The 17,574-nt window shown below is 71.5% G+C and carries 22 protein-coding genes; 8 read left to right on the forward strand and 14 right to left on the reverse strand.

What is annotated here, in order from left to right:
- The first annotated feature begins 108 nt into the window (after window positions 1–108).
- The gene (locus ACQ860_RS00995) at window positions 109–1,272 is read left to right on the forward strand and encodes an amidohydrolase (RefSeq protein WP_431301543.1); all 1,164 of its coding nucleotides are present in this window, start codon (window positions 109–111) and stop codon (window positions 1,270–1,272) included.
- Window positions 1,272–1,871: a cysteine dioxygenase gene (locus ACQ860_RS01000; RefSeq protein WP_431301544.1), complete on the forward strand. Its 600-nt coding sequence runs from the start codon at window positions 1,272–1,274 to the stop codon at window positions 1,869–1,871. Before ACQ860_RS00995 ends, ACQ860_RS01000 begins: the two co-directional genes overlap by 1 nt.
- 3 nt (window positions 1,872–1,874) lie before the next feature.
- Here ACQ860_RS01000 and ACQ860_RS01005 read toward each other — a convergent pair whose 3' ends face one another.
- The 5 genes from ACQ860_RS01005 to ACQ860_RS01025 all read right to left on the reverse strand — a co-directional run bounded on the left by ACQ860_RS01005 (window position 1,875) and on the right by ACQ860_RS01025 (window position 4,474).
- Window positions 1,875–2,345, reverse strand: coding sequence for a hypothetical protein (locus ACQ860_RS01005; RefSeq protein ID WP_431301545.1), 471 nt, complete (start codon window positions 2,343–2,345; stop codon window positions 1,875–1,877).
- Window positions 2,346–2,354: 9 nt separating this feature from the next.
- Window positions 2,355–2,573 (reverse strand): class I SAM-dependent methyltransferase, encoded by a 219-nt coding sequence (locus ACQ860_RS01010; RefSeq protein WP_431301546.1) that lies wholly within the window; start codon window positions 2,571–2,573, stop codon window positions 2,355–2,357.
- A gap of 86 nt (window positions 2,574–2,659) precedes the next feature.
- Window positions 2,660–2,980: an antibiotic biosynthesis monooxygenase family protein gene (locus ACQ860_RS01015; protein WP_431301547.1), complete on the reverse strand. Its 321-nt coding sequence runs from the start codon at window positions 2,978–2,980 to the stop codon at window positions 2,660–2,662.
- A gap of 45 nt (window positions 2,981–3,025) precedes the next feature.
- The gene (locus ACQ860_RS01020) at window positions 3,026–3,763 is read right to left on the reverse strand and encodes a CHAP domain-containing protein (protein WP_431301548.1); all 738 of its coding nucleotides are present in this window, start codon (window positions 3,761–3,763) and stop codon (window positions 3,026–3,028) included.
- 360 nt (window positions 3,764–4,123) lie between these two features.
- Entirely contained in the window at window positions 4,124–4,474 is a 351-nt protein-coding gene (locus tag ACQ860_RS01025) for a RidA family protein (protein WP_431301549.1), read from the reverse strand.
- 143 nt (window positions 4,475–4,617) lie between these two features.
- Here ACQ860_RS01025 and ACQ860_RS01030 point away from each other — a divergent pair, with 143 nt between their 5' ends.
- Window positions 4,618–4,977, forward strand: a complete 360-nt coding sequence (locus ACQ860_RS01030; RefSeq protein ID WP_431301550.1) for a hypothetical protein — start codon at window positions 4,618–4,620, stop codon at window positions 4,975–4,977.
- A 7-nt stretch (window positions 4,978–4,984) separates the two neighbouring features.
- Here ACQ860_RS01030 and ACQ860_RS01035 read toward each other — a convergent pair whose 3' ends face one another.
- The 5 genes from ACQ860_RS01035 to ACQ860_RS01055 are packed head-to-tail and all read right to left on the reverse strand — an operon-like array spanning window position 4,985 to window position 8,889.
- The gene (locus tag ACQ860_RS01035) at window positions 4,985–5,959 is read right to left on the reverse strand and encodes a Gfo/Idh/MocA family protein (RefSeq protein ID WP_431301551.1); all 975 of its coding nucleotides are present in this window, start codon (window positions 5,957–5,959) and stop codon (window positions 4,985–4,987) included.
- An 11-nt stretch (window positions 5,960–5,970) separates the two neighbouring features.
- Entirely contained in the window at window positions 5,971–7,272 is a 1,302-nt protein-coding gene (locus ACQ860_RS01040) for an MFS transporter (protein WP_431305713.1), read from the reverse strand.
- Window positions 7,208–7,630, reverse strand: a complete 423-nt coding sequence (locus ACQ860_RS01045) for a hypothetical protein (RefSeq protein ID WP_431301552.1) — start codon at window positions 7,628–7,630, stop codon at window positions 7,208–7,210. The genes ACQ860_RS01040 and ACQ860_RS01045 overlap by 65 nt, the downstream gene beginning before the upstream one ends.
- Before the next feature lie 28 nt (window positions 7,631–7,658).
- The gene (locus ACQ860_RS01050; protein ID WP_431301553.1) at window positions 7,659–8,132 is read right to left on the reverse strand and encodes a hypothetical protein; all 474 of its coding nucleotides are present in this window, start codon (window positions 8,130–8,132) and stop codon (window positions 7,659–7,661) included.
- 10 nt (window positions 8,133–8,142) lie between these two features.
- The gene (locus ACQ860_RS01055) at window positions 8,143–8,889 is read right to left on the reverse strand and encodes an SGNH/GDSL hydrolase family protein (RefSeq protein WP_431301554.1); all 747 of its coding nucleotides are present in this window, start codon (window positions 8,887–8,889) and stop codon (window positions 8,143–8,145) included.
- 79 nt (window positions 8,890–8,968) lie between these two features.
- Here ACQ860_RS01055 and ACQ860_RS01060 point away from each other — a divergent pair, with 79 nt between their 5' ends.
- Both ACQ860_RS01060 and ACQ860_RS01065 read left to right on the forward strand, forming a co-directional pair.
- Window positions 8,969–10,096 carry an OpgC family protein gene (locus tag ACQ860_RS01060; RefSeq protein ID WP_431301555.1) on the forward strand — a complete coding sequence of 376 codons (1,128 nt, stop codon included), beginning with the start codon at window positions 8,969–8,971 and terminating at the stop codon, window positions 10,094–10,096.
- 2 nt (window positions 10,097–10,098) lie between these two features.
- Complete coding sequence (locus ACQ860_RS01065; protein WP_431301556.1) at window positions 10,099–10,836, forward strand: SGNH/GDSL hydrolase family protein; 738 nt, start codon at window positions 10,099–10,101, stop codon at window positions 10,834–10,836.
- Between the two features lie 4 nt (window positions 10,837–10,840).
- Here the strand turns inward: ACQ860_RS01065 and ACQ860_RS01070 are convergent, their stop codons facing one another.
- Both ACQ860_RS01070 and ACQ860_RS01075 read right to left on the reverse strand, forming a co-directional pair.
- Window positions 10,841–11,719 carry an MBL fold metallo-hydrolase gene (locus ACQ860_RS01070; protein ID WP_431301557.1) on the reverse strand — a complete coding sequence of 293 codons (879 nt, stop codon included), beginning with the start codon at window positions 11,717–11,719 and terminating at the stop codon, window positions 10,841–10,843.
- Window positions 11,720–11,745: 26 nt separating this feature from the next.
- Complete coding sequence (locus ACQ860_RS01075) at window positions 11,746–12,384, reverse strand: DsbA family protein (RefSeq protein WP_431301558.1); 639 nt, start codon at window positions 12,382–12,384, stop codon at window positions 11,746–11,748.
- A 111-nt stretch (window positions 12,385–12,495) separates the two neighbouring features.
- On the opposite strand from ACQ860_RS01075, the gene ACQ860_RS01080 reads away from it, so the two are divergent.
- From ACQ860_RS01080 to ACQ860_RS01090, 3 genes are read left to right on the forward strand one after another with little or no spacing between them, the layout of a single operon-like run.
- Complete coding sequence (locus ACQ860_RS01080) at window positions 12,496–13,434, forward strand: LysR substrate-binding domain-containing protein (RefSeq protein WP_431301559.1); 939 nt, start codon at window positions 12,496–12,498, stop codon at window positions 13,432–13,434.
- An 11-nt stretch (window positions 13,435–13,445) separates the two neighbouring features.
- Complete coding sequence (locus ACQ860_RS01085) at window positions 13,446–14,729, forward strand: amidase (protein ID WP_431301560.1); 1,284 nt, start codon at window positions 13,446–13,448, stop codon at window positions 14,727–14,729.
- Window positions 14,722–15,960 (forward strand): flavin-dependent oxidoreductase, encoded by a 1,239-nt coding sequence (locus ACQ860_RS01090; RefSeq protein WP_431301561.1) that lies wholly within the window; start codon window positions 14,722–14,724, stop codon window positions 15,958–15,960. Before ACQ860_RS01085 ends, ACQ860_RS01090 begins: the two co-directional genes overlap by 8 nt.
- Before the next feature lie 145 nt (window positions 15,961–16,105).
- Here the strand turns inward: ACQ860_RS01090 and ACQ860_RS01095 are convergent, their stop codons facing one another.
- Together ACQ860_RS01095 and ACQ860_RS01100 are read right to left on the reverse strand one after the other, a co-directional pair.
- Entirely contained in the window at window positions 16,106–16,741 is a 636-nt protein-coding gene (locus ACQ860_RS01095) for a hypothetical protein (protein WP_431301562.1), read from the reverse strand.
- Window positions 16,738–17,538, reverse strand: coding sequence for a DUF2092 domain-containing protein (locus tag ACQ860_RS01100; RefSeq protein ID WP_431301563.1), 801 nt, complete (start codon window positions 17,536–17,538; stop codon window positions 16,738–16,740). Before ACQ860_RS01100 ends, ACQ860_RS01095 begins: the two co-directional genes overlap by 4 nt.
- Window positions 17,539–17,574 lie beyond the last annotated feature (36 nt).

Here is a 17,574-nt window from a genome sequence, read left to right on the forward strand (position 1 = left end):
GATACAACCTTTGCAAACGAGATCAACCGTCATCAGCGAAGAATTGCCTCAAAAAACGTGACAGCGGCAAGGTTCCGCCCCGCGCCGCTTTCTGGCTAGATTGGTGGGATGAACCCTGATCTCCAGTCCCGTCTCACCCTCTGGCGCCGCCACCTTCACGCCAACCCCGGCCTGACCCTCGACGAGGGCGAGACCGCCGCCTTCGTGGTCGAGAAGCTGAAGGAACTGGGCGTCTCCGAGATCGAGACCGGCATCGGCGGCCATGGCGTGGTGGCGACGCTGCGCCGCGCGGCCACGGGGGCCGGCGGCAACCGCAGCGTGGGCCTGCGCGCCGACATGGACGCGCTGCCCATCCAGGAGCTGGATGAGACGCTGCCCCATCGCAGCCGAAAGCCCGGGGTCATGCATGCCTGCGGCCATGACGGCCACACCACCGCCCTGCTGGGGGCCGCCGCACTCCTGCTGGAGGACCCAAGCTGGTCCGGCACGGTGCGCCTCGTCTTCCAGCCGGCCGAGGAGGGCGGCGGCGGCGCCCGGCAGATGATCGCGGACGGGCTGTTCCAGCGTTTCCCGATGGACCGCATCTTCGGCTGGCACAATTGGCCGGGGCTCGAGGCCGGGCACATCGCCATCCATGAGAAGGCGGTGATGGCGGCCGGCGCCCGCTTCGAGATCATCTTCCAGGGCCATGCCGGCCACGCCGCCCTGCCGCACATGACGCGCGACCCCATGCTGGGCGCGGGCCACGCCATCGTGGCGCTGCAATCCATCGTGGCGCGCGGGGTGGACCCGCTGGAATCGGCGGTGGTTTCCGTCACCATCGCCGAGGCCGGTTCCGCCGGGAACCAGATCGGCAGCCGCGCGCGCCTCTTCGGCACCGCCCGCTGGCTGGATGACGCGGTGGGCGAGCTGATCGAGGCCCGCATGCGCGAGATCGCGCACGGCATCGCCGCCGCCTTCGGCCTCACCGCCTCGGTCGAGTTCCGCCGTGGCGTGCCGGTCACGGCCAACCACCCGGCCGAGCGCGAGACGGCCGCCGCCGCCGCCGCCAGCGTGACCACTGCGCGGCGGGATCTGCCGCCCGCGATGACCGGCGAGGACTTCTCCTGGTTCCTCAGCGAGGTGCCCGGCGCCTTTGTCTGGATCGGCAATGGGCCGGCCGATGGCGGGCGCGAACTGCACCACCCGGCCTATGACTTCAACGATGACGTGCTGCCTGTGGCCTCCAGCTACCTCGCCGCCGTCGCCAAGCGTGCCCTCGGAGAGGATTGATGAGCGATATTTCCCGCCTGCGCCGGTTCATCCAGGCGATGACGCGCCTCGCCGACCAGAACCCCTCCGAGGAACGCTGGCTGTCCGAGGGACAGGCCCTGCTGGCCGAGCTCATCGCGACCGATGACTGGCTGCCCGAGGCGCTGGCCGAGCCCGGCCCCACCTACCGCCAATACCTGCTGCATTGCGACCCGCTGGAGCGCTTCTCGGTGGTCAGCTTCGTCTGGGGCATCGGCCAGCGCACGCCGGTCCACAACCACAAGGTCTGGGGCCTGGTCGGCATGCTGCGCGGCGCGGAGGTCAGCGTGACCATGCACCCTGAGCCGGGCGCGCCGATGCGCGAGGGCCAGGTGGACCACCTCAGCCCCGGCCAGGTGGTGGGCGTGGGTTCCGGCGAAGAGGATGTGCATTGGGTGGAGAACGCCATCCCTGACCGCCCCTCCATCTCCATCCATGTCTATGGCGGCAATATCGGCGCGATCGAGCGCCACACCTTCGACCCGGCGACGAGCGAGAAGAAGCGCTTCGTCTCGGGCTACACCAACACGGTGGTCCCCAATCTCTGGGACCGCTCGATGGAAATGGCGGCCCGGGCCTGAGGCTCAGCCGCGCGCCGGCTGCGGCACAACGCGGCAGCCGGCGGCCTTGAGCAGGATGTCCGCCACATCCACCGCCGGATTTTTCCAGATGACGGCCGCCACCCATCCATAGACGCCACGTCGGATCTTCACCGCAGGCTTGGGTGGGTCCAGCGCGGGGTCATGGGCGCTGCGGTTCCGCCGGGCGGCGAGGGACAGCAGATTGGGGTGGGCGCTGTCCCGGATCTCGCCGAACTCGATCAGCTTGAAGGGATGCCCCAGCCCCGAGAGGATCTCCGACAGCTCCCGCGTCGTGTGGTGCCAAGTGTGGCCGGTCCAGTCCGCGAAGAACTTCTTGAGCCCCAGGCGGTGCAGGTTCTCCGCCTCGTCGAAATTCGGGCCGAGGAGGAAGGCGAAGTCGCGCGAGACGCGCAGCGCCGAGGCGATGATGCGCTCGCCGGTCGCCCGGTCGGGCAGGTGCTCGAGGAAGTTCATCATGGTGGCTTAGCGGAAGCTGCCATCGGGCAGGTCGAGCGCGGTGGCGTCGGCGACGAAGCCGGCATGGCCGGCCTCGGCGAGGCGGGCGATCTTGGCGGGGGCGATGTCCACGCCGATGCCGCGCCCCCCGAAGGCGGAGGCCGCCCATGCCAGCGACCCGCCCTTGGAGGCGCCAAAATCGAGGAAGTCGAAGCCGGCGATGGTCTGCGTCAGATCGTGCTGCATCTTCCCCCCGGGTTTGGGCGGCCCCGGGCCGGCGGGACGGTCAAGGCCGCGAAGTGATTTTATAGATTTGCTTTAAATGCAGCATATTATGGTTCGTTCTTGATGTGTTGCAGCACATCGAAACCTTCAAAGCTCGGCGGCCCCAGCGTCATCCCCCGGCTGCTGCCGGCCCCCGAATGGGCGTGGCGGAACTGCTCGGAGCGCGTCCAGGCCTCGAAATCCGCGCGCGAGGCCCAGAGCGTGGAGGAGGTGTAGAGGATGTGGTCCTCCGCCTGTGGCCCGCGCAGCAGCTGGAAGCTGACGAAGCCCGGAAGCTCATGCAGCCGGCTCTCGCGGTTCAGCCAGACCTGCTCGAAGGCGGCGGCCTGCTCGGGGATGACACGGAAGCGATTGGCGGCGACGAACATGGGACCCTCCTGAGAGGTCCAGCATGCCCCAATCGGCGGCCCAGGTCAGCGGGCCGGACGAGCCTGGGCGACGCGGGTGGGCCGGGTGGGGCGGCTCGCCACGCGCTGCTGCGTGTTGGCCGCGCGGGGGCGCGGCGCGGTGGACCGGCGCGTGTAGGAGACGGGGCGGATCATGTCATCGGCGGCATCGGCCAGGGCGACATTGGCCGGGCGGTTGTGAATGAAGCCGTAGGTCGGATATTCGCGGCCGAAATTCTCGTTGCTCCAGCCCACCTGCACGCGCACGCGGGTCCAGGAATTGTCGGACGAGACGTCCATCACCTGCACATTGCGCATGACGGTGCCGCGACGGATGCCCGGACCGCCCCAATTGGCGTGATCAATCTCGATGAGGCGCGCATTGAGCACGCGCGAGACGACGGCGACATGGCCGGAACTCATGCCCCCCGAACCCGGCCAGGCGAGCACGGAGCCGACCTGCGGGCGCTGGCCCCGGGCATAGCGGCCGGCCGCATTGTGCCACCAGTCGCGGCCATTGCCCGAGATGTCCATGCCGGTGACCGAGCGCGCATAGGGCACGCAGGTCAGGCCGCCGCCATAGCCACCGGCGCTGCTCTGGCGCGGGCGGGCCTGGCGGTTGGCCTGGGCCGCGGCGGTGCGGGGCTGCGAAGCGGAAGTCCGCACATCCGACCGTGCATCCCCGCGCGAGGCGGAAGCCTGGGGCGCGAAGGGCGCCGCGCCCAGCAGCAGGCACATGGTCATGGTCGCGAGCTTCAGACGCATGCAGAACCCCTCCTGGGCGGTTGGAATGTTTCGCTGTGTTTCGGGTATCGGGCATGGGCGGGCCGGGCAACCCGGAATTGCGACACACGGCGTAACCCGGCGTGATTTGTCCACAGCCCCCCCATGGCGGCGCGAAAATCAGGATGATCTTCCTGCAAATCCCCTGAGCGAAGGTTTTTGCCACAGTGTTGCGGCCGAAATGCCACAGCTTTCCTGGAAATCATGATCGGCGCGCCGCAGCATCGCCGCGCCGGGCCGCAATCACGTGCGAGCCCCCCAGACACGAAAAAGCGCGCCGGCCTGACCAGGCTGGCGCGCTTCTCGAAGTATTGACGGGCAGTGAATGCCTGCCCGCCGGAATTACTTGCAGGCGGTGATCATGATTTCCACGAGGTGGCGCGGATCGGCCATATTGGCCTGAACGCAGGCGCGGGCCGGGCGGCCGGCATCGCCCAGCCACTCCACCCAGACCTTGTTCATCGCGTCGCGGTCACGGATGTCCTTCAGCCAGATCTGCGCCTGCAGCAGGCGCGTCGTATCCGTGCCATTCGCCTCCAGCAGGGCGTTGATCTTGGCGACGACCTGGCGGGTCTGGCCCGTGACGTCCTGGCTCAGGTCATCAGCCGTGATCCCGGCCAGATACACGAAGTTGTGGTACTCGACCGCGCTGCTGAGGATCTGGTTGCTGCCGGTGCGGGTGATCTTGCTCATCTCGGGCGTTGCTCCTGGTGTTGCGAAAGGCCGCGAAACTTAACGCAGGGGGAGGTGCCGGGGAAGGCGGCGGGGCGCGCAATCCCTCATTGCAGCGCGGCGATGGCGGGCGCAGTCTCCCGCACTCACTCGGAGGACGCCGCATGCGACGCAAGACCGGCCCCATACTCGCGACCGCCCTTCTCGCGGCCCTCGCCCTTCCGGCCTGCACCGCGCCGGTGCTGATGCCGGCGCCGCCGACCGCCACCCTGACGCTGAACGACGCGATGGCCCAGGCGGTGGAGGCGCTCGCCGCCAGCCGCGCCCAGGCCGCGCGCCAGGGCCTGCGCGCCTGCGGGGTGGAGGCGGTGTTCCAGGTGATGCCGGCGCCGGCCGGGCAGGGCGTGCAGCTTGTCCTCGCCCCGCCCGAGAGCCAGGAGGGGCCGCATTCCAGCAGCGTGACGCTCACCCTCGCCGGCGCGGATTGCGACGCGCCGGAGCCCACGCCCCGCGCGCGCCGGTAAGGCCGCGTCAGGCGACCGCGTAGGCGCTGCCCGAGGCGGCGGCGAAGATCATCGTCTCGAAGACCGAGACGCCATGCACCGCCTCATCTAGCGGCAGCGGATAGGCGGGCCCGCCGGCCACGGCCGCCGCGAAGGCTTCCAGCTCGGCATGCTCGATGTCGGTCACCGGGAAGTCGCGCGTCCATTCCTGGCCGTCGCGGGCGCGGAAGAAGAGCTGCTCATGCCCGCGCTGCTCCACCAGCCCATCCGTGCCGAAGAGCGCCACGCGCCAGTAGCGCGGCGCCAGCGCCAGCGTCGCGAAGGTCACGGTCGCGCCGTTCTCCAGGGTCGCCATCATCGCCGTCGTGTCGTCGATGGTGGTGCTGACCTTGGCATGGCTCAGCACGCGCACATCGCGGAAGCGGCCGGCCAGGTTGATGATCATGTCCACCATGTGGATGCCCATGCCGCCCATGCCGCCAAGCGGGCTCTCGGCCCGGTCCGCGCGCCACATCCCCTCCTTGTAGGCGAAGGCGCCCGGGCCGCTGAACTGGCCCTCCACATGCAGCAGCGTGCCGAGCGCGCCGTCGGCCAGCAGCTTCTTCATCTCGGCCACCGCCGGCAGGAAGCGGCGGTTATGGCCGAGGGCCAGCACCACGCCGGCCTTCCGGCAGGCTTCTACGGCGGCCTCGGCGCTGGCCTTGCTCAGCGTGAAGGGCTTTTCCACGAAGACATGCTTGCCGGCCGCGGCGGCGGCGATCACCTGCTCGGCATGGATGCCATGCGGGCTGGCCAGCGCCACGGCCTGCACCTCGCGGTCGGCCAGGACCTCCTCATAGGTCGCGTGCAGGCGGATGCCCTTTTCGGCCGCGTAGTCGCGCGCCTTGTCCAGCGTGCCCGTCGTGCCGGCAACGAAGCGGAGTCCCGCCCCATTCTTGCCCTGCACGGAATTGACCAGCGTGCGGCCCCAATTGCCCATGCCGATGATCGCGGTGTTCAGCATACGAACCTGTCCTATGTGGGATTTTCCAGATGTCTGGCCCAGCCGCGCATGCGTGTCACGCCCCAGGCCGTCACCAGCAGCGCGGCACCGGCCGCGATCAGCGTCGGCCACCGCATGCCGAAGGCCTCGCCCGCCGTGCCCAGAACCAGAGCGCCCAGGGCCGGGCAGGCGCGGGTGATCAAGCCCCAGAGCGCCAGCGTCCGCCCGCGCATTTTCGTCAGCGCCGCCGATTGCGCCAGCGTCTGCACCGAGATCCCGTGCATCGAGGCGCAGGCGCCGTAGAGCGCGCCGCAGAGCACCGCCAGCGGGAACCAGCCCGTCGCCACGAAGCCCATCGCACAGAGCGCCTGCACGCCGATGGCCAGCACCGCGATGCGCGTCGTCCCGGCCAGCCGCCCGCGCGAGGCGACCCAGAGCCCGGCCACCAGCGCGCCGATTCCGATCGCCGCCGTCAGCAGCGCGAGCCCGGCCGCCCCCTGGTCGAAGAGGCGCTCCACATAGGGCGGCAGCACCTCCTGGATGCCGCGCAGCAGGATGGCGCTGATGCCGGCAAAGAGCAGGATGGGCCCGATGCCCGGGTGGTTGGCCGCATAGCGCACGCCCTCCACGGTTTCCGCCAGCAGCGAGGCCTCGGGCGCATGGCCCCGGATATGCGCCGGGTCCACCCGCATCAGCGGCAGGCTGGCGGTCGCGACCACATAGGCCATCACGTTGCAGAGGATGGCCGGCACCACGCCCCAGAGGGCCACCATGGGCCCCGCGATGGCGGGCCCCAGGAAGCGGGCGACATTGAATGTCAGCGAATTGCAGGCGACGGCCGCCGGCAGGTCGGAGCGCGGCACGAGGCCCGGCATCAGCGCCTGGCGCGCCGGCTGCGCGAAGCTGGCCGCGATGCCGCCGATCACCTCGAACACGAGCAGCGAGCCGATGGAGATCACGCCCGTCCAGGTGAGGATCGCAATCCCCAGCGCCTGCGCGCCGATCGCGCCCTGCGCGATCATGGTCAGCTTCACCCTGTCCATCCGGTCGGCCACGGCACCGGCGATCGGGCTGAAGACGACGGCGGGGGCTAGGTCGCAGAAGGCGACCATGCCGACCCAGAAGGAGGAGCGCGTGAGCTCCCAGGCCAGCCACATCACCGCGATGCGGTGCATCCAGAGCCCCGTCCAGGCGGTCAGGCTGGCCGAGAAGAAGATCCGGGCATCGCGGTGGGACAGGGCGCGCCCGAGCGCGCCGAAAGGGCCCAGCTCAGGAGCTCGTCCGCGTGCCCCGGCGCGGCGGCGTGGCGGCGGGGGTGGCCGCGGGCTGCGCAGCGGGCGCCGGCTGCACCGAGGGGTCGGTCTGCGTGTTCAGGCGGATGCACTCGTTGATGCGCCGCTCGAAGAGGTATTGCCGCGCCAGCACATCGGTCTGGTTGGTCGAGGGCTGGCCGCCAAAGCCCGCGCCGAGGCGCGAATTGCTCTCATCCTCGCGCAGCAGCATGCCGCGATCCTGGCGCTGGAGCTGCTGCGCCACCTGGGCGCGGCAGGCCTGGGCCACCGCCTCATTGGTGCGCGGATCGCCCGGCCGGGGCGGGGAGAGGGTGGGGGCGGAGAAATTCCCCGGGAAGGTGCCGGAGGGGCCGCAGGCGGCGAGGGGAAGGAGGCAGAGCAGCACGGCGGCGCGCAACATGGGGGAAGTCTTTCCTCGGAAGGGGGCGTCAGGCGGAAGCATGCGAAATGCTCCGTCCGAGCATCGCACGCAATGGGCCATCCTCGAAACGCCCCGTCGCATCAAGGGGCGCGCGGGCGGCGGCGGCGAGGAGTGCCGGGTGGAATTCAGCGCCCTCGGCCGTGATGGCGAACAGGCCGCGCAGCCATTTGGCCCGGCCCAGCACCTCCACCAGCGCGAGAAGCCTGAGGCAGAGCGCGAGGCCGGCCAGGGAATCGAGCCCGTCCCGCCGCGCCATCGCCTCGGCCCAGCAGGCGGCATCCGTGTCGGTCAGCGCGATCTCCACGCCATCCTCGAAGGCGATCAGCCGCGCAGGTCCCCAGAGCCCCGCCTCGGCCGAGGCGCGCGCCGCCTCCCAGGCGGATTCGAGCGCCGAGGGGCGCACGGCGGGCAGGGCCGAGGCGGCGACGCCGATCTCATGCCGCAACGCGCCGGAGGGCAGGGCGGTGGTGGTGACGGTCACGCGGGTGCGATCAGTTGGCGGCGAGCTGCGCCTCGCGCTGCCCGGCGGAGCGGAGCAGGGCGGCGGCCAGCGCCTCGGCGAGGCAGGCATAGCCGCGGTCATTGTGGTGCAGCCCGTCGGGCGCGATCACCTCGCCCTGGGGCAGCCCCGCCTCATGCCAGCGCCGCATGAGGCGCGAGCGGGCGAAGAGGGGCACGCGCTCCTCCTCGGCCAGCGCCCGCATGGCGGCCTCGAAGCGGGCATGGGCGGGCGCGCCCAGGATGCGCGGCGCCTGCTGGTTGTCCATCAGCACGACCTCGACGCCCGCCGCCCGCAGCCGGCGCAACCCCTGGCGCATGAGGTCGAGGAAGGCGGCCGGGTCGCGGCCGAGCAGAACCTCATTGCCGCCGGCCTGCCAGATGACGAGGTCCGGGTCATGCGCCAGCACATCGGCCTCGAGCCGCGCCAGCATCTCCTGGCTCGTCTCGCCCGACTTGCCGGCATTGACCACGTTCAGTTCCACGCCCGGCAGCTTGCGGCGCAGCAACGCCTCCAGCCGGTTCGGATAGGCGGCCTCGGGCGTGGAGGCGCCCGCCCCCTCGGTGGAGGAGGAGCCCAGCGCCACAATGGTCAGCGGCTCGCCCGCGTCCAGTTCGGCCTGGACGCCGAGCAGCGGGGCCAGGCGCTCGGTCACGGAGGGGCAGCCGGGCGCGGCCATACCGGCCCCGGGGGCGAGCAGGAGGCTGAGCAGCAGGAAAGGGGGGACGCGCCGCAGCATAAACGCCATATAGGGGGTGATGGCGACGATGGCTACGCAAACCAGCAACCCCGCGACCCTTCCGCGTCCTGGGCGTGACATGCGCGCCGACATCTGCCGGGGCCTGGCGCTCTGGATGATCGTGATCAACCACACGCCGGGCAATTGGGTGGGCGGCTTCACGCTCAAGAACTTCGCCTTCGCGGACGCCACCGAGGCCTTCGTGCTGCTGGCCGGCTATGCCGGCGCCTTCGCCTATGCCGGCCAGGCCGACCGCCAGGGCTGGGCGCCGGCCGCGGCCAGCCTCGTCCGCCGCATCGGCAAGCTCTATGTCGCGCACATCTTCTTGCTGGTCGTCTTCACCGCGCAGGTGGGCTTTTCCGCGGCCACGCTGGACCGCGCCACCTACCTCGACGAGCTGGCGCTCGACCCCTTCGCCGAGCAGCCCTACCGCACCCTGCTGGAGGCGCTGCTGCTGCGCTTCCAGCCGCATTTCCTCGACATCCTGCCGCTCTACATCGTGCTGCTGGCGCTGTTCATCCCGGGCCTGCTGCTGCGCGGCCATCCCTGGGCGCTGCTCACGCTTTCGGTCGCCCTCTGGCTCGGCGTGCGGGCGGCGGGGTTCAACCTGCCGCGCTGGCAGGAGGGCGGCTGGTTCTTCAACCCGCTCGCCTGGCAGGTGCTCTTCGTCTGCGGCTTCCTGCTCGGCCAGGCGGCGCGCGGCGCGCCCTCCATCCCGCTGCCGCCGAAGAGCCCCTGGATCGCGGCCATGGCCTTGCTCGTGCTCGGGCTCGGCGTGCTCGGCATGATCGTCTCCGAGCACCTGCCCGAGACGATGGAGGACATGCCGCTCTGGTTCTCGGATTTCCTGGTGGGCATCGACAAGGTCTCGCTGCACCCCACGCGGCTGCTCTCCATGCTGGCGCTGACCTACCTCGTCGCCGCCTATGTGCCGCGCGACTGGCGCTTTCTCCGATCGCGCTGGATCTGGCCCTTCGCCGCCATGGGCCGGCACAGCCTGCCGGTCTTCTGCTTCGGCATCCTGCTCTCCTTTGCCGCGCGGCTCCTGCTGGAGCAGGATGATGGCTGGGGCATGCAACTCACCGTCAATCTTCTCTGCTTTACTGCGCTCGTCATCGTCGCCGTCATCGCCGATTGGGCGCGCGAGACGGTGCGCCCCAAGCCAGCGCCCACCCCCGCCCCCCAGCCGCTCACCGGGACCGCCTGACCATGCCCTTTCCAGCCCTTGCCGCTCTCGCCCTGGCGGCCGCCATCGCCGCCCCCGCCCCGGCGCCGGCCGCGACCTGCGACATCCCGCCGGAGGTGGTCAGCGCGGCCCGCCCGCTGCCCGCCACCGCCCGCGCGCTGCAGCAGGGCAGCCTGCGCGTGCTGGTCCTGGGCTCGGGCTCCATCACCGGCCCCGGCGCCTCGGGCCCCGACGCCGCCTGGCCCGCGCGCCTTCAGGCGCTGCTCGCCGCGCGCTTCCCGGGCCGCTCGGTCGAGATCGCGCTGCGCGGCGGGCGCGGCGTGACGGTGCATGACCACCAGGCCCTGCTGCGCGAGAGCCTGGCCGCCGAGACGCCCGCGCTCGTGCTCTGGCAGGCCGGCACGGTGGAGGCGGTGCGCGGCCTCGACCCCGACGACATGGGCGAGGCGATGCGCCTGGGCCTGGAGCGCATCCGCCGGCGGGGCGCGGACATCATCATCCTCGACCAGCAATATTCCCGCTTCCTGCGGGCGAATGCGAATATCGACCCGTATCGTGACAAGCTGCGCCTGGTGGCCGCCGCGGCCGGCGCGCCGCTCTTTCGCCGCTACGACCTGATGCAGCACTGGGTGGATACCGGCGCGCTCGACCTCGAGCGCACCGCCCGTGCCGATCGGGGCGCCGCGACGGACCGGCTGAACGACTGCCTGGCGCGCGCGCTGGTCGAGCTCATCGCGCAGGGGGTGGCGGAGGCGCGATGAGGCTTCAGCCCCAGCGCATTTCCCCCTTGGCGACCTTGGCGCCGATCTCGAGCGCGATGCCCAGACCTGCCGCCGGATAGCGGGCGCGCATGGCGGCAATCAGCGCCGCGCTGTCTGCCGACCGGGCCATTTCCTCCTCGAAGGCGAGCAGGTAGTCGCGCGTGAAGAGCAGCGCGCTGGCATCCATCACGGCGCCCGGCGCCATGTGGCCGGGCACGACGACGCCGGGGTTGCGGGCAGCCATCGCCGTGAGGTTGGCGACCCAGGCGGCACGCTCGGCGGGGCTTGGCGTATCGGCCGTCCAGACATGCAGGCCGGAGAAGACCAGCACGCCGCCCATGATCGCGCGCAGCGAGGGCACCCAGACATGGCGCCGATTGGCCAGGCCCTGGGCGGGGATGATCTCGATGGCCTCGCCATCCAGGCGCAGATGCGTCTCGGCCGAGGCCTCGGGGATGACGACTTCGGCCATGCTTTGCGGGCCGTTCTCCCGCAGTTGCGGGCCCCAGGTCTCCAGCTTCTTCTGCGCGCTCGCGCGAATGGCGGCGACCGTCTCGGGCGCGGCGATGATCCGGGCCGAGGGGAAGGCGGCGCGGACCGGGCCAAGGCCGAAATAGTAGTCCGGGTCACTCTGGGTCACGAGGATGGTGGTGAGGCGCTTCCCACTGGCCTGGATGGCCGCGGCCACGGCGCGCCCATCCGAGAGGGTGAAGCCGCCATCCACCAGGATGGCCTCGCTCGGGCCCGTGAGCAGGACGGGCGCGCGGAAGAAGCCATTGGGGCCGGCCGGGAAGGCCTGCCAGCGCAGCGGCTCGGCCGCATGCGCCAGGGGGGCGGCCATGGCCAGGGGGAGGGCGGTGAGGGCGTTTCGGCGGGTGATCATGCGGGAGCTCCGTTGCAGTCCTGGGGTCAGGTGGTTTCGAGGGTGGCGAGAAGATCGGTGGGCGGGCCAAAGAGCAGGCGGCTGGGCAGCAGCCGAGCGTTTTCGCCCTCCAGAAGGGCAAGGCTCGGCACGCCCTGGGCGCCCAGGCGGCGCATCCAGGCCGCACCGCGGCGGGTGCGGGCCAGGGTGGCGGCGGCCAGTTCGGGATCATCCGTGGCAAGGCGCCGCGCGGCCTCCGGCAGGCCGAGTTCCGTCAGCAGGCCGGCCAGGATGTGCGGCGCCGTGATGTCGCGTCCGTCGATGAAGCGGGCCTGCTGGATGGCGTGCAGCGCTTCCGCCTCGCGCTCGGGTGCGGCGAGATGCACAGCGGTCAGGGCGGCATTGGCCGCGCCGGAATCGAAGGCGGCGCCGATGGCGAGGGAAGTGCGGCGATAGGCGTCCGTGAAGGCCTGGCCGGTCTGTTGGGCGATGCGCTGGTCATGGCTCCAGGCATGGGCGGTGAAGGCGGCATCCATCCGCCTGGCGCCGGGGCCGGCGAAGAGGCCGGTCGGCAGCAGCTCCAGGCCGGGACCGCGCAGGGCGGCCAGGGCAGGGGCGGCCAGGGCGGGGGCGGCGCCGTAGCACCAGCCGCACAGGGGATCGAAAAGAAAGAGCAGGCGGGGCATGGGTGGGTCTCCAGCGCCGCGGATCATCGCCGGGGCGCCGTGTCAGGAAAAGACAAACGATCACGACACTGTGTATGTTCAAGTCGAACAATGCCGATGGAGACCCCGGCCATGCGCGCGCCGATCAACCTCAATCGCCTCGCTTATTTCGCAGCCGTGGTGGAAGCCGGTTCCTTCACCGCCGCCGCCGCGCGCCTGGGCGTGACCAAGGCCGTGGTCAGCCAGCAGATCGCGCGGCTCGAGGAGGCGACCGGCAGCGCCCTGCTCCTGCGCACGACGCGCCGGGTGCAGCCCTCCGAGGCGGGGCGCCTGCTGCATGCCCGCTGCGCCGTGATCCTGGGCGAGGCCGAGCGTGCCTTCGACGAATTGGCGCAAGGCGCCGCCGAGCCCACCGGCACCCTGCGCATCACGGCGCCCTTCGACCTCGGCACCGCGGTCATCGTCCCGGTCATCACGGCCTTCAGCCAGCGCTACCCGGCCTGCGCCGTGGTCCTGAACTTGACCGATCGCACGCTGGACCTGACGGCGGAGGGCTTCGACCTCGGCATCCGCGTCGGCTGGCTGGTCGATTCCGCCTTGCAGACGCGGCGGATCGGCGGCTTCCGGCAGGTTCTGGTGGCGGGCGGCGCCTGGCGCGAGGCCACCGCCGCTCTCCCGGGACCGCAGGCTTTGCCCGCGCTCCCCTTCGTGGCGAACCTGGCCCTCCGCGAGCCAGACCGCTGGGAATTCACGCGCGGTGAGGAGCGCCGCACGGTGCAACTGCGCGCCGCCATCTCGATCGATGCCACCCTGGCCGTGCGCGAGGCCCTGTTGGCGGGAGGCGGCCTTTCCGTCCTGCCCGATTTCATCCTGGGCGATGACTTGGCCAGCGGGCGTCTGCACGCTGTGCTTCCCGAATGGAGCCTGCCGGACGGAGGCATCCACGCCGTCTTTCCCGCCACCCGCTTCCGCCCGACCAAGGTGAGCGCCTTTGTCGAGATGCTGGCCGCGGCCGCGCGGCGTCCGGGGGGCCTGGCCGCACCCTTCCCAGCAACGCAGCTTCCGCCCTAGCCTCCCGCCCCATGACCGATCCTGCATCCCTCTCCGCCGCCCAGGCCGCCCAGCGCATCGCCGCCGGCAGCCTTTCCGCCACCGACCTCGCCGAGGCCATGCTGGCCCGGATCGCCGCGCGCGAGCCCGTGTTGCGGGCCTTCACCCACCACGAACCCGCGCTGGTGATGCGGCAGGCGGCGCGGGTGGACGCGGCGGTCAAGGGCGGCACCAAGCTGCCGCTGGCCGGCCTCTTCCTCGGCGTGAAGGATGTGCTGGACACGGCCGACCAGCCCTCGCAATACGGCTCGCCCATCTGGGGCGGGCACCGGCCGCGCAGCGACGCCGCCTGCGTGGCGCTGGCCCGCCGCGCCGGCGCCATCATCGCGGGCAAGACCGTCACCACCGAGTTCGCCACGCGCTTCCCGGGCCCCACCACCAACCCGCACAACCCCGGCCACACGCCGGGCGGTTCCTCCTCCGGCTCGGCGGCCGGCGTGGGGGCGGGCGTGCTGCACCTCGCCTTCGGGACGCAGACTGCCGGCTCCATCGTGCGCCCGGCCGCCTATTGCGGCGCGGTCGGCTTCAAGCCGAGCTACGGCGCCTTCCACCGCGCCGGCATGAAGGTGATGAGCGAGAGCCTCGACACCATCGGCCTGATGGGTTCCAGCGTCGCTGATGTGGCGCTGGGCATGACGGCGATGACCGGCTTCGACCACAGCCTGACGAAGCCCGGCCGGGCGCCGAAGCTCGCCTTGGTGCTCGCCCCCGGCCAGGCCGGCACGCCCGAGACGGCCGGCCTGATGGCGTTCGTGAGCGAGGCCGCGCGCAAGGCAGGCGCCACCGTCACGCTCATCGAACTCGGCGCGCCCTTCACCGATGCGGTCGCGCTGCACCCGCATGTGATGAACATGGAATCCGCCGAGGCGCTGGGCTGGGAAATCGACCACGCCCGCGCCCAGCTCAGCCCCATCCTGCGCGAGAAGATGGAATGGGCGCTGGCCGAGCCACGCGCGAAGCTGGCCGAGGGCCGCGCCGCCTTCGCCGCCGCGCAACTCGCCTTCAACGACGCGATTGCGGGCTATGACGCGGTGCTGACCCCCTCCGCCCCGGATGAGGCGCCGGCCGGCACGGACTACACGGGCGACCCCATGTTCAACACGCTCTGGACGCTGCTGCACACGCCGGCCGTGACCGTGCCCGTCGGCAAGGGGCCCAAGGGCCTGCCGCTCGGCGCGCAGATCGTCACGCGGCGCGGCGAGGACGCCGCCTGCCTCATGTGGGGCGAATGGCTGCATGGAGCCGTGCATGGCTGAGATCCTCGTCGCGGGCGGCGGCATCGGCGGCCTTGTCACCGCGCTCTCGCTCCAGGCGGCGGGCTTCGCGCCGCGCGTCTTCGAGGCGGTGGCGGAATACAAGCCGCTCGGCGTCGGCATCAACGTGCTGCCGCATGCGGTGCGCGAGCTGACCGAACTAGGCCTTGCCGAGAAGCTCGCCGCCACGGGAATCGCGACGCGGGAACTGCGCTATGTCAGCGCGCATGGCCAGGAGATCTGGCGTGAGGATCGCGGCCTCGCCGCCGGCTATCGCTGGCCGCAATACAGCATCCATCGGGGGTTGCTGCAGATGCTGCTGGTGGAGGAATGCCGCCTGCGCGGCATTCCGCTGCACACCGGCCACCGCGTGGCCAGCTTCGCGCAGGATGCCGATGGTGTGACTGTGCGCTTCGAGAATGGCGCGGAAGCCAAGGGCGCGGCCCTGATCGGCGCGGATGGCATCCATTCCGCCATCCGCCGCCATTTCGCGCCGGGCGAGGGCGCGCCCTCCTGGCAGGGCGCCATCCTCTGGCGCGCGACGACGGTGGCCCCCCCGTTCCTGACGGGGGCGACGATGGTGCAGGCTGGGCATCACGACCAGAAATTCGTCGTCTACCCGATCCGCCAGCTGCCGGACGGTATGATGCTGACCAACTGGATCGCCGAGATGAAGGTGGACCCGGCGAAGGGCTTCAACCGCGAGGACTGGAATCGCGGCGCCGACCGCAACGCCTTCCTGCCGCATTACGAAAGCTGGAACTGGGGCTGGCTCGACGTGCCTGGCCTGATCCGTGGCGCGGAGCAGGTGCTGGAATACCCGATGGTGGACCGCGATCCGCTGGAGCGCTGGACCGAGGGCCGCGTCACGCTGCTGGGCGATGCGGCGCACCCGATGTACCCGATCGGCTCCAACGGCGCCTCGCAGGCGATCCTCGATGCGCGGCAGCTCGCGCTGCACCTGGCGCAGGCGGGCGACATCGCCGAGGGGCTCGCGCGCTACGAGGCGGCGCGCCTGCCGCCGACCGCGAAGCTGACGCTGGCCAACCGCGCCCTCGGCCCCGACCTCATCCTGGAGGAGGTGCATCGCCGCGCGCCCGGCGGCTTCACCGACCTGCATGCGGTGATCAGCCACCAGGAGCTGGTGGACACGGCGGCGAACTACAAGCGCCTCGCCGGCTTCGACCCCGCGCTGCTCAACGGGCGCGAGAGCTGGAGCGTGGTGCGGGGCTGATCCGGAGCATGATCCGCGGAGGTGGCACACCGGAGCGGTGAATCATCCTCCCGGTGGAACATGATCCGCGGAGGTGGCACGCCGAGGCCGTGAGTCATCCTCCCAGAAACACCTGAAGCGTGATCCCGCCGCAGCGGGTCACGTTTCAGGGCCCCGATACCACGACGTAGACCACGTTCGTGCCGTCCATATAGGGCTGCAGCCAGGCATTGCCGCAGCGGAAGACCGAGCCGCCGCGCGAACCCGGCTGCGAGACGCAGCCCGAGGGCAGGCTGCTATATTCCGCCCCGATGGGCAGCGGCGTCGGGCCCGGGCCCGGCACGGGGGCGGGCGGCCGCGCCGCGGCCGAGGCGACGGCCGCACCCGCCACCGCGCCCACGGCAACCCCGGCCGCGACCGCGCCGGCCGAGTAGCCGGGATAGACCGGCACCGGCGCCACCACGGCCACCGGCGGGCGCGCCACGGGATAGACCGGCCGCGCCGGATAGCCGGGCCGGACCACGTTCACATTGTTGTTGTTCACCGTGACATTGCCCGACGGCCCGCGCACGGCGGTGTTGCCGTAGCGGTCCACGGCCGCCGCATTGCCCTGTGGCCCGCGCACCGCCGCATTGCCGCGCGGCCCCGTCGCCGCCACGCCGCCGCGCGGCCCTTCGGCCACCGCGCCGCGCGGCCCGGCCGCGTAGCCGCCGCCGCGCGGGCCGCTGCCGCTGGTCCAGGCTTGCGCCTCGGCGCTGAGGCCCAGGCCCAGCAGGGCAAGGGCCAGGAGGGGGCGGTTCATGGCGTGCGGCTCCGGTTCAGGGCTTCCCCGCGCGGGAGGAAATCGGCCCGCGCGGCGTCGCGCGGCGGCGTGAAGGCGAAGGTGTTGGCCGGCAGGCGCGGCCGCAGGTTCCAGGACTGGAAGTCCAGGATGGTCCGCAGCCGCTCAGGCCCCGGCTCGACGAAGGAGACGCGCAGCGGCAGGGCGCTCGGCGCGGCCTCGAGCCAGATCTCCCAATGGCCGGAGGGCCCGTTCAGCGCGTAATGGTCCACCAGCACGTCGCGGATGATGGAGCGGCCGATGTGGCGCCCCGTGGTGCCGGCCGGCGTCAGCATCGCAAAGGGGTCGTTCGCCAGCAGCGGCAGGATGGGCAGCGTGACGCCCAGCCGCGCCTCGACCGCCTTCAGCGCCGTCTCGATGTCGCCCGAGAGTGGGGTCACGGCATAGACGTTCTGGAAGGTGTTGAGCGCCGTGAAGTTGCGCCCGTCATACCAGAGGCTGAAGCTGCCGGCGTCGCTGCCCACCGCCGCATAGAGCCGGTCCGGCCGGGCGGCCACGACGGCGCCGCTGCCGCTCAGCAGGATGGACTGGCCGGCGCCGGCCGGCACCTCGCGCAGCGTGGTGAAGTTCAGCGTGAAGGCCGGCGCGCTGGTCAGCGTGTTCGCCATGCGGCGCAGCGCGGCACTCACATCCTCCTCCAGCACGGCGGCGGGCGGCGCGCTGGTCACGGCGGCCGGCGTGGGATCGGCGCAGGCCGCGAGCAGGGCGAGCGCGCCACCGGCAAGGCCTCGCCAGAAAGGGGCAGGCGTTCGTGGCATCGCGGCTCTTCCTCGTGTTGCTTCGCGCATGCTCGC

The sequence above is a fragment of the Sediminicoccus sp. BL-A-41-H5 genome, assembly GCF_050632405.1.
Classification (GTDB): domain Bacteria; phylum Pseudomonadota; class Alphaproteobacteria; order Acetobacterales; family Acetobacteraceae; genus Roseococcus.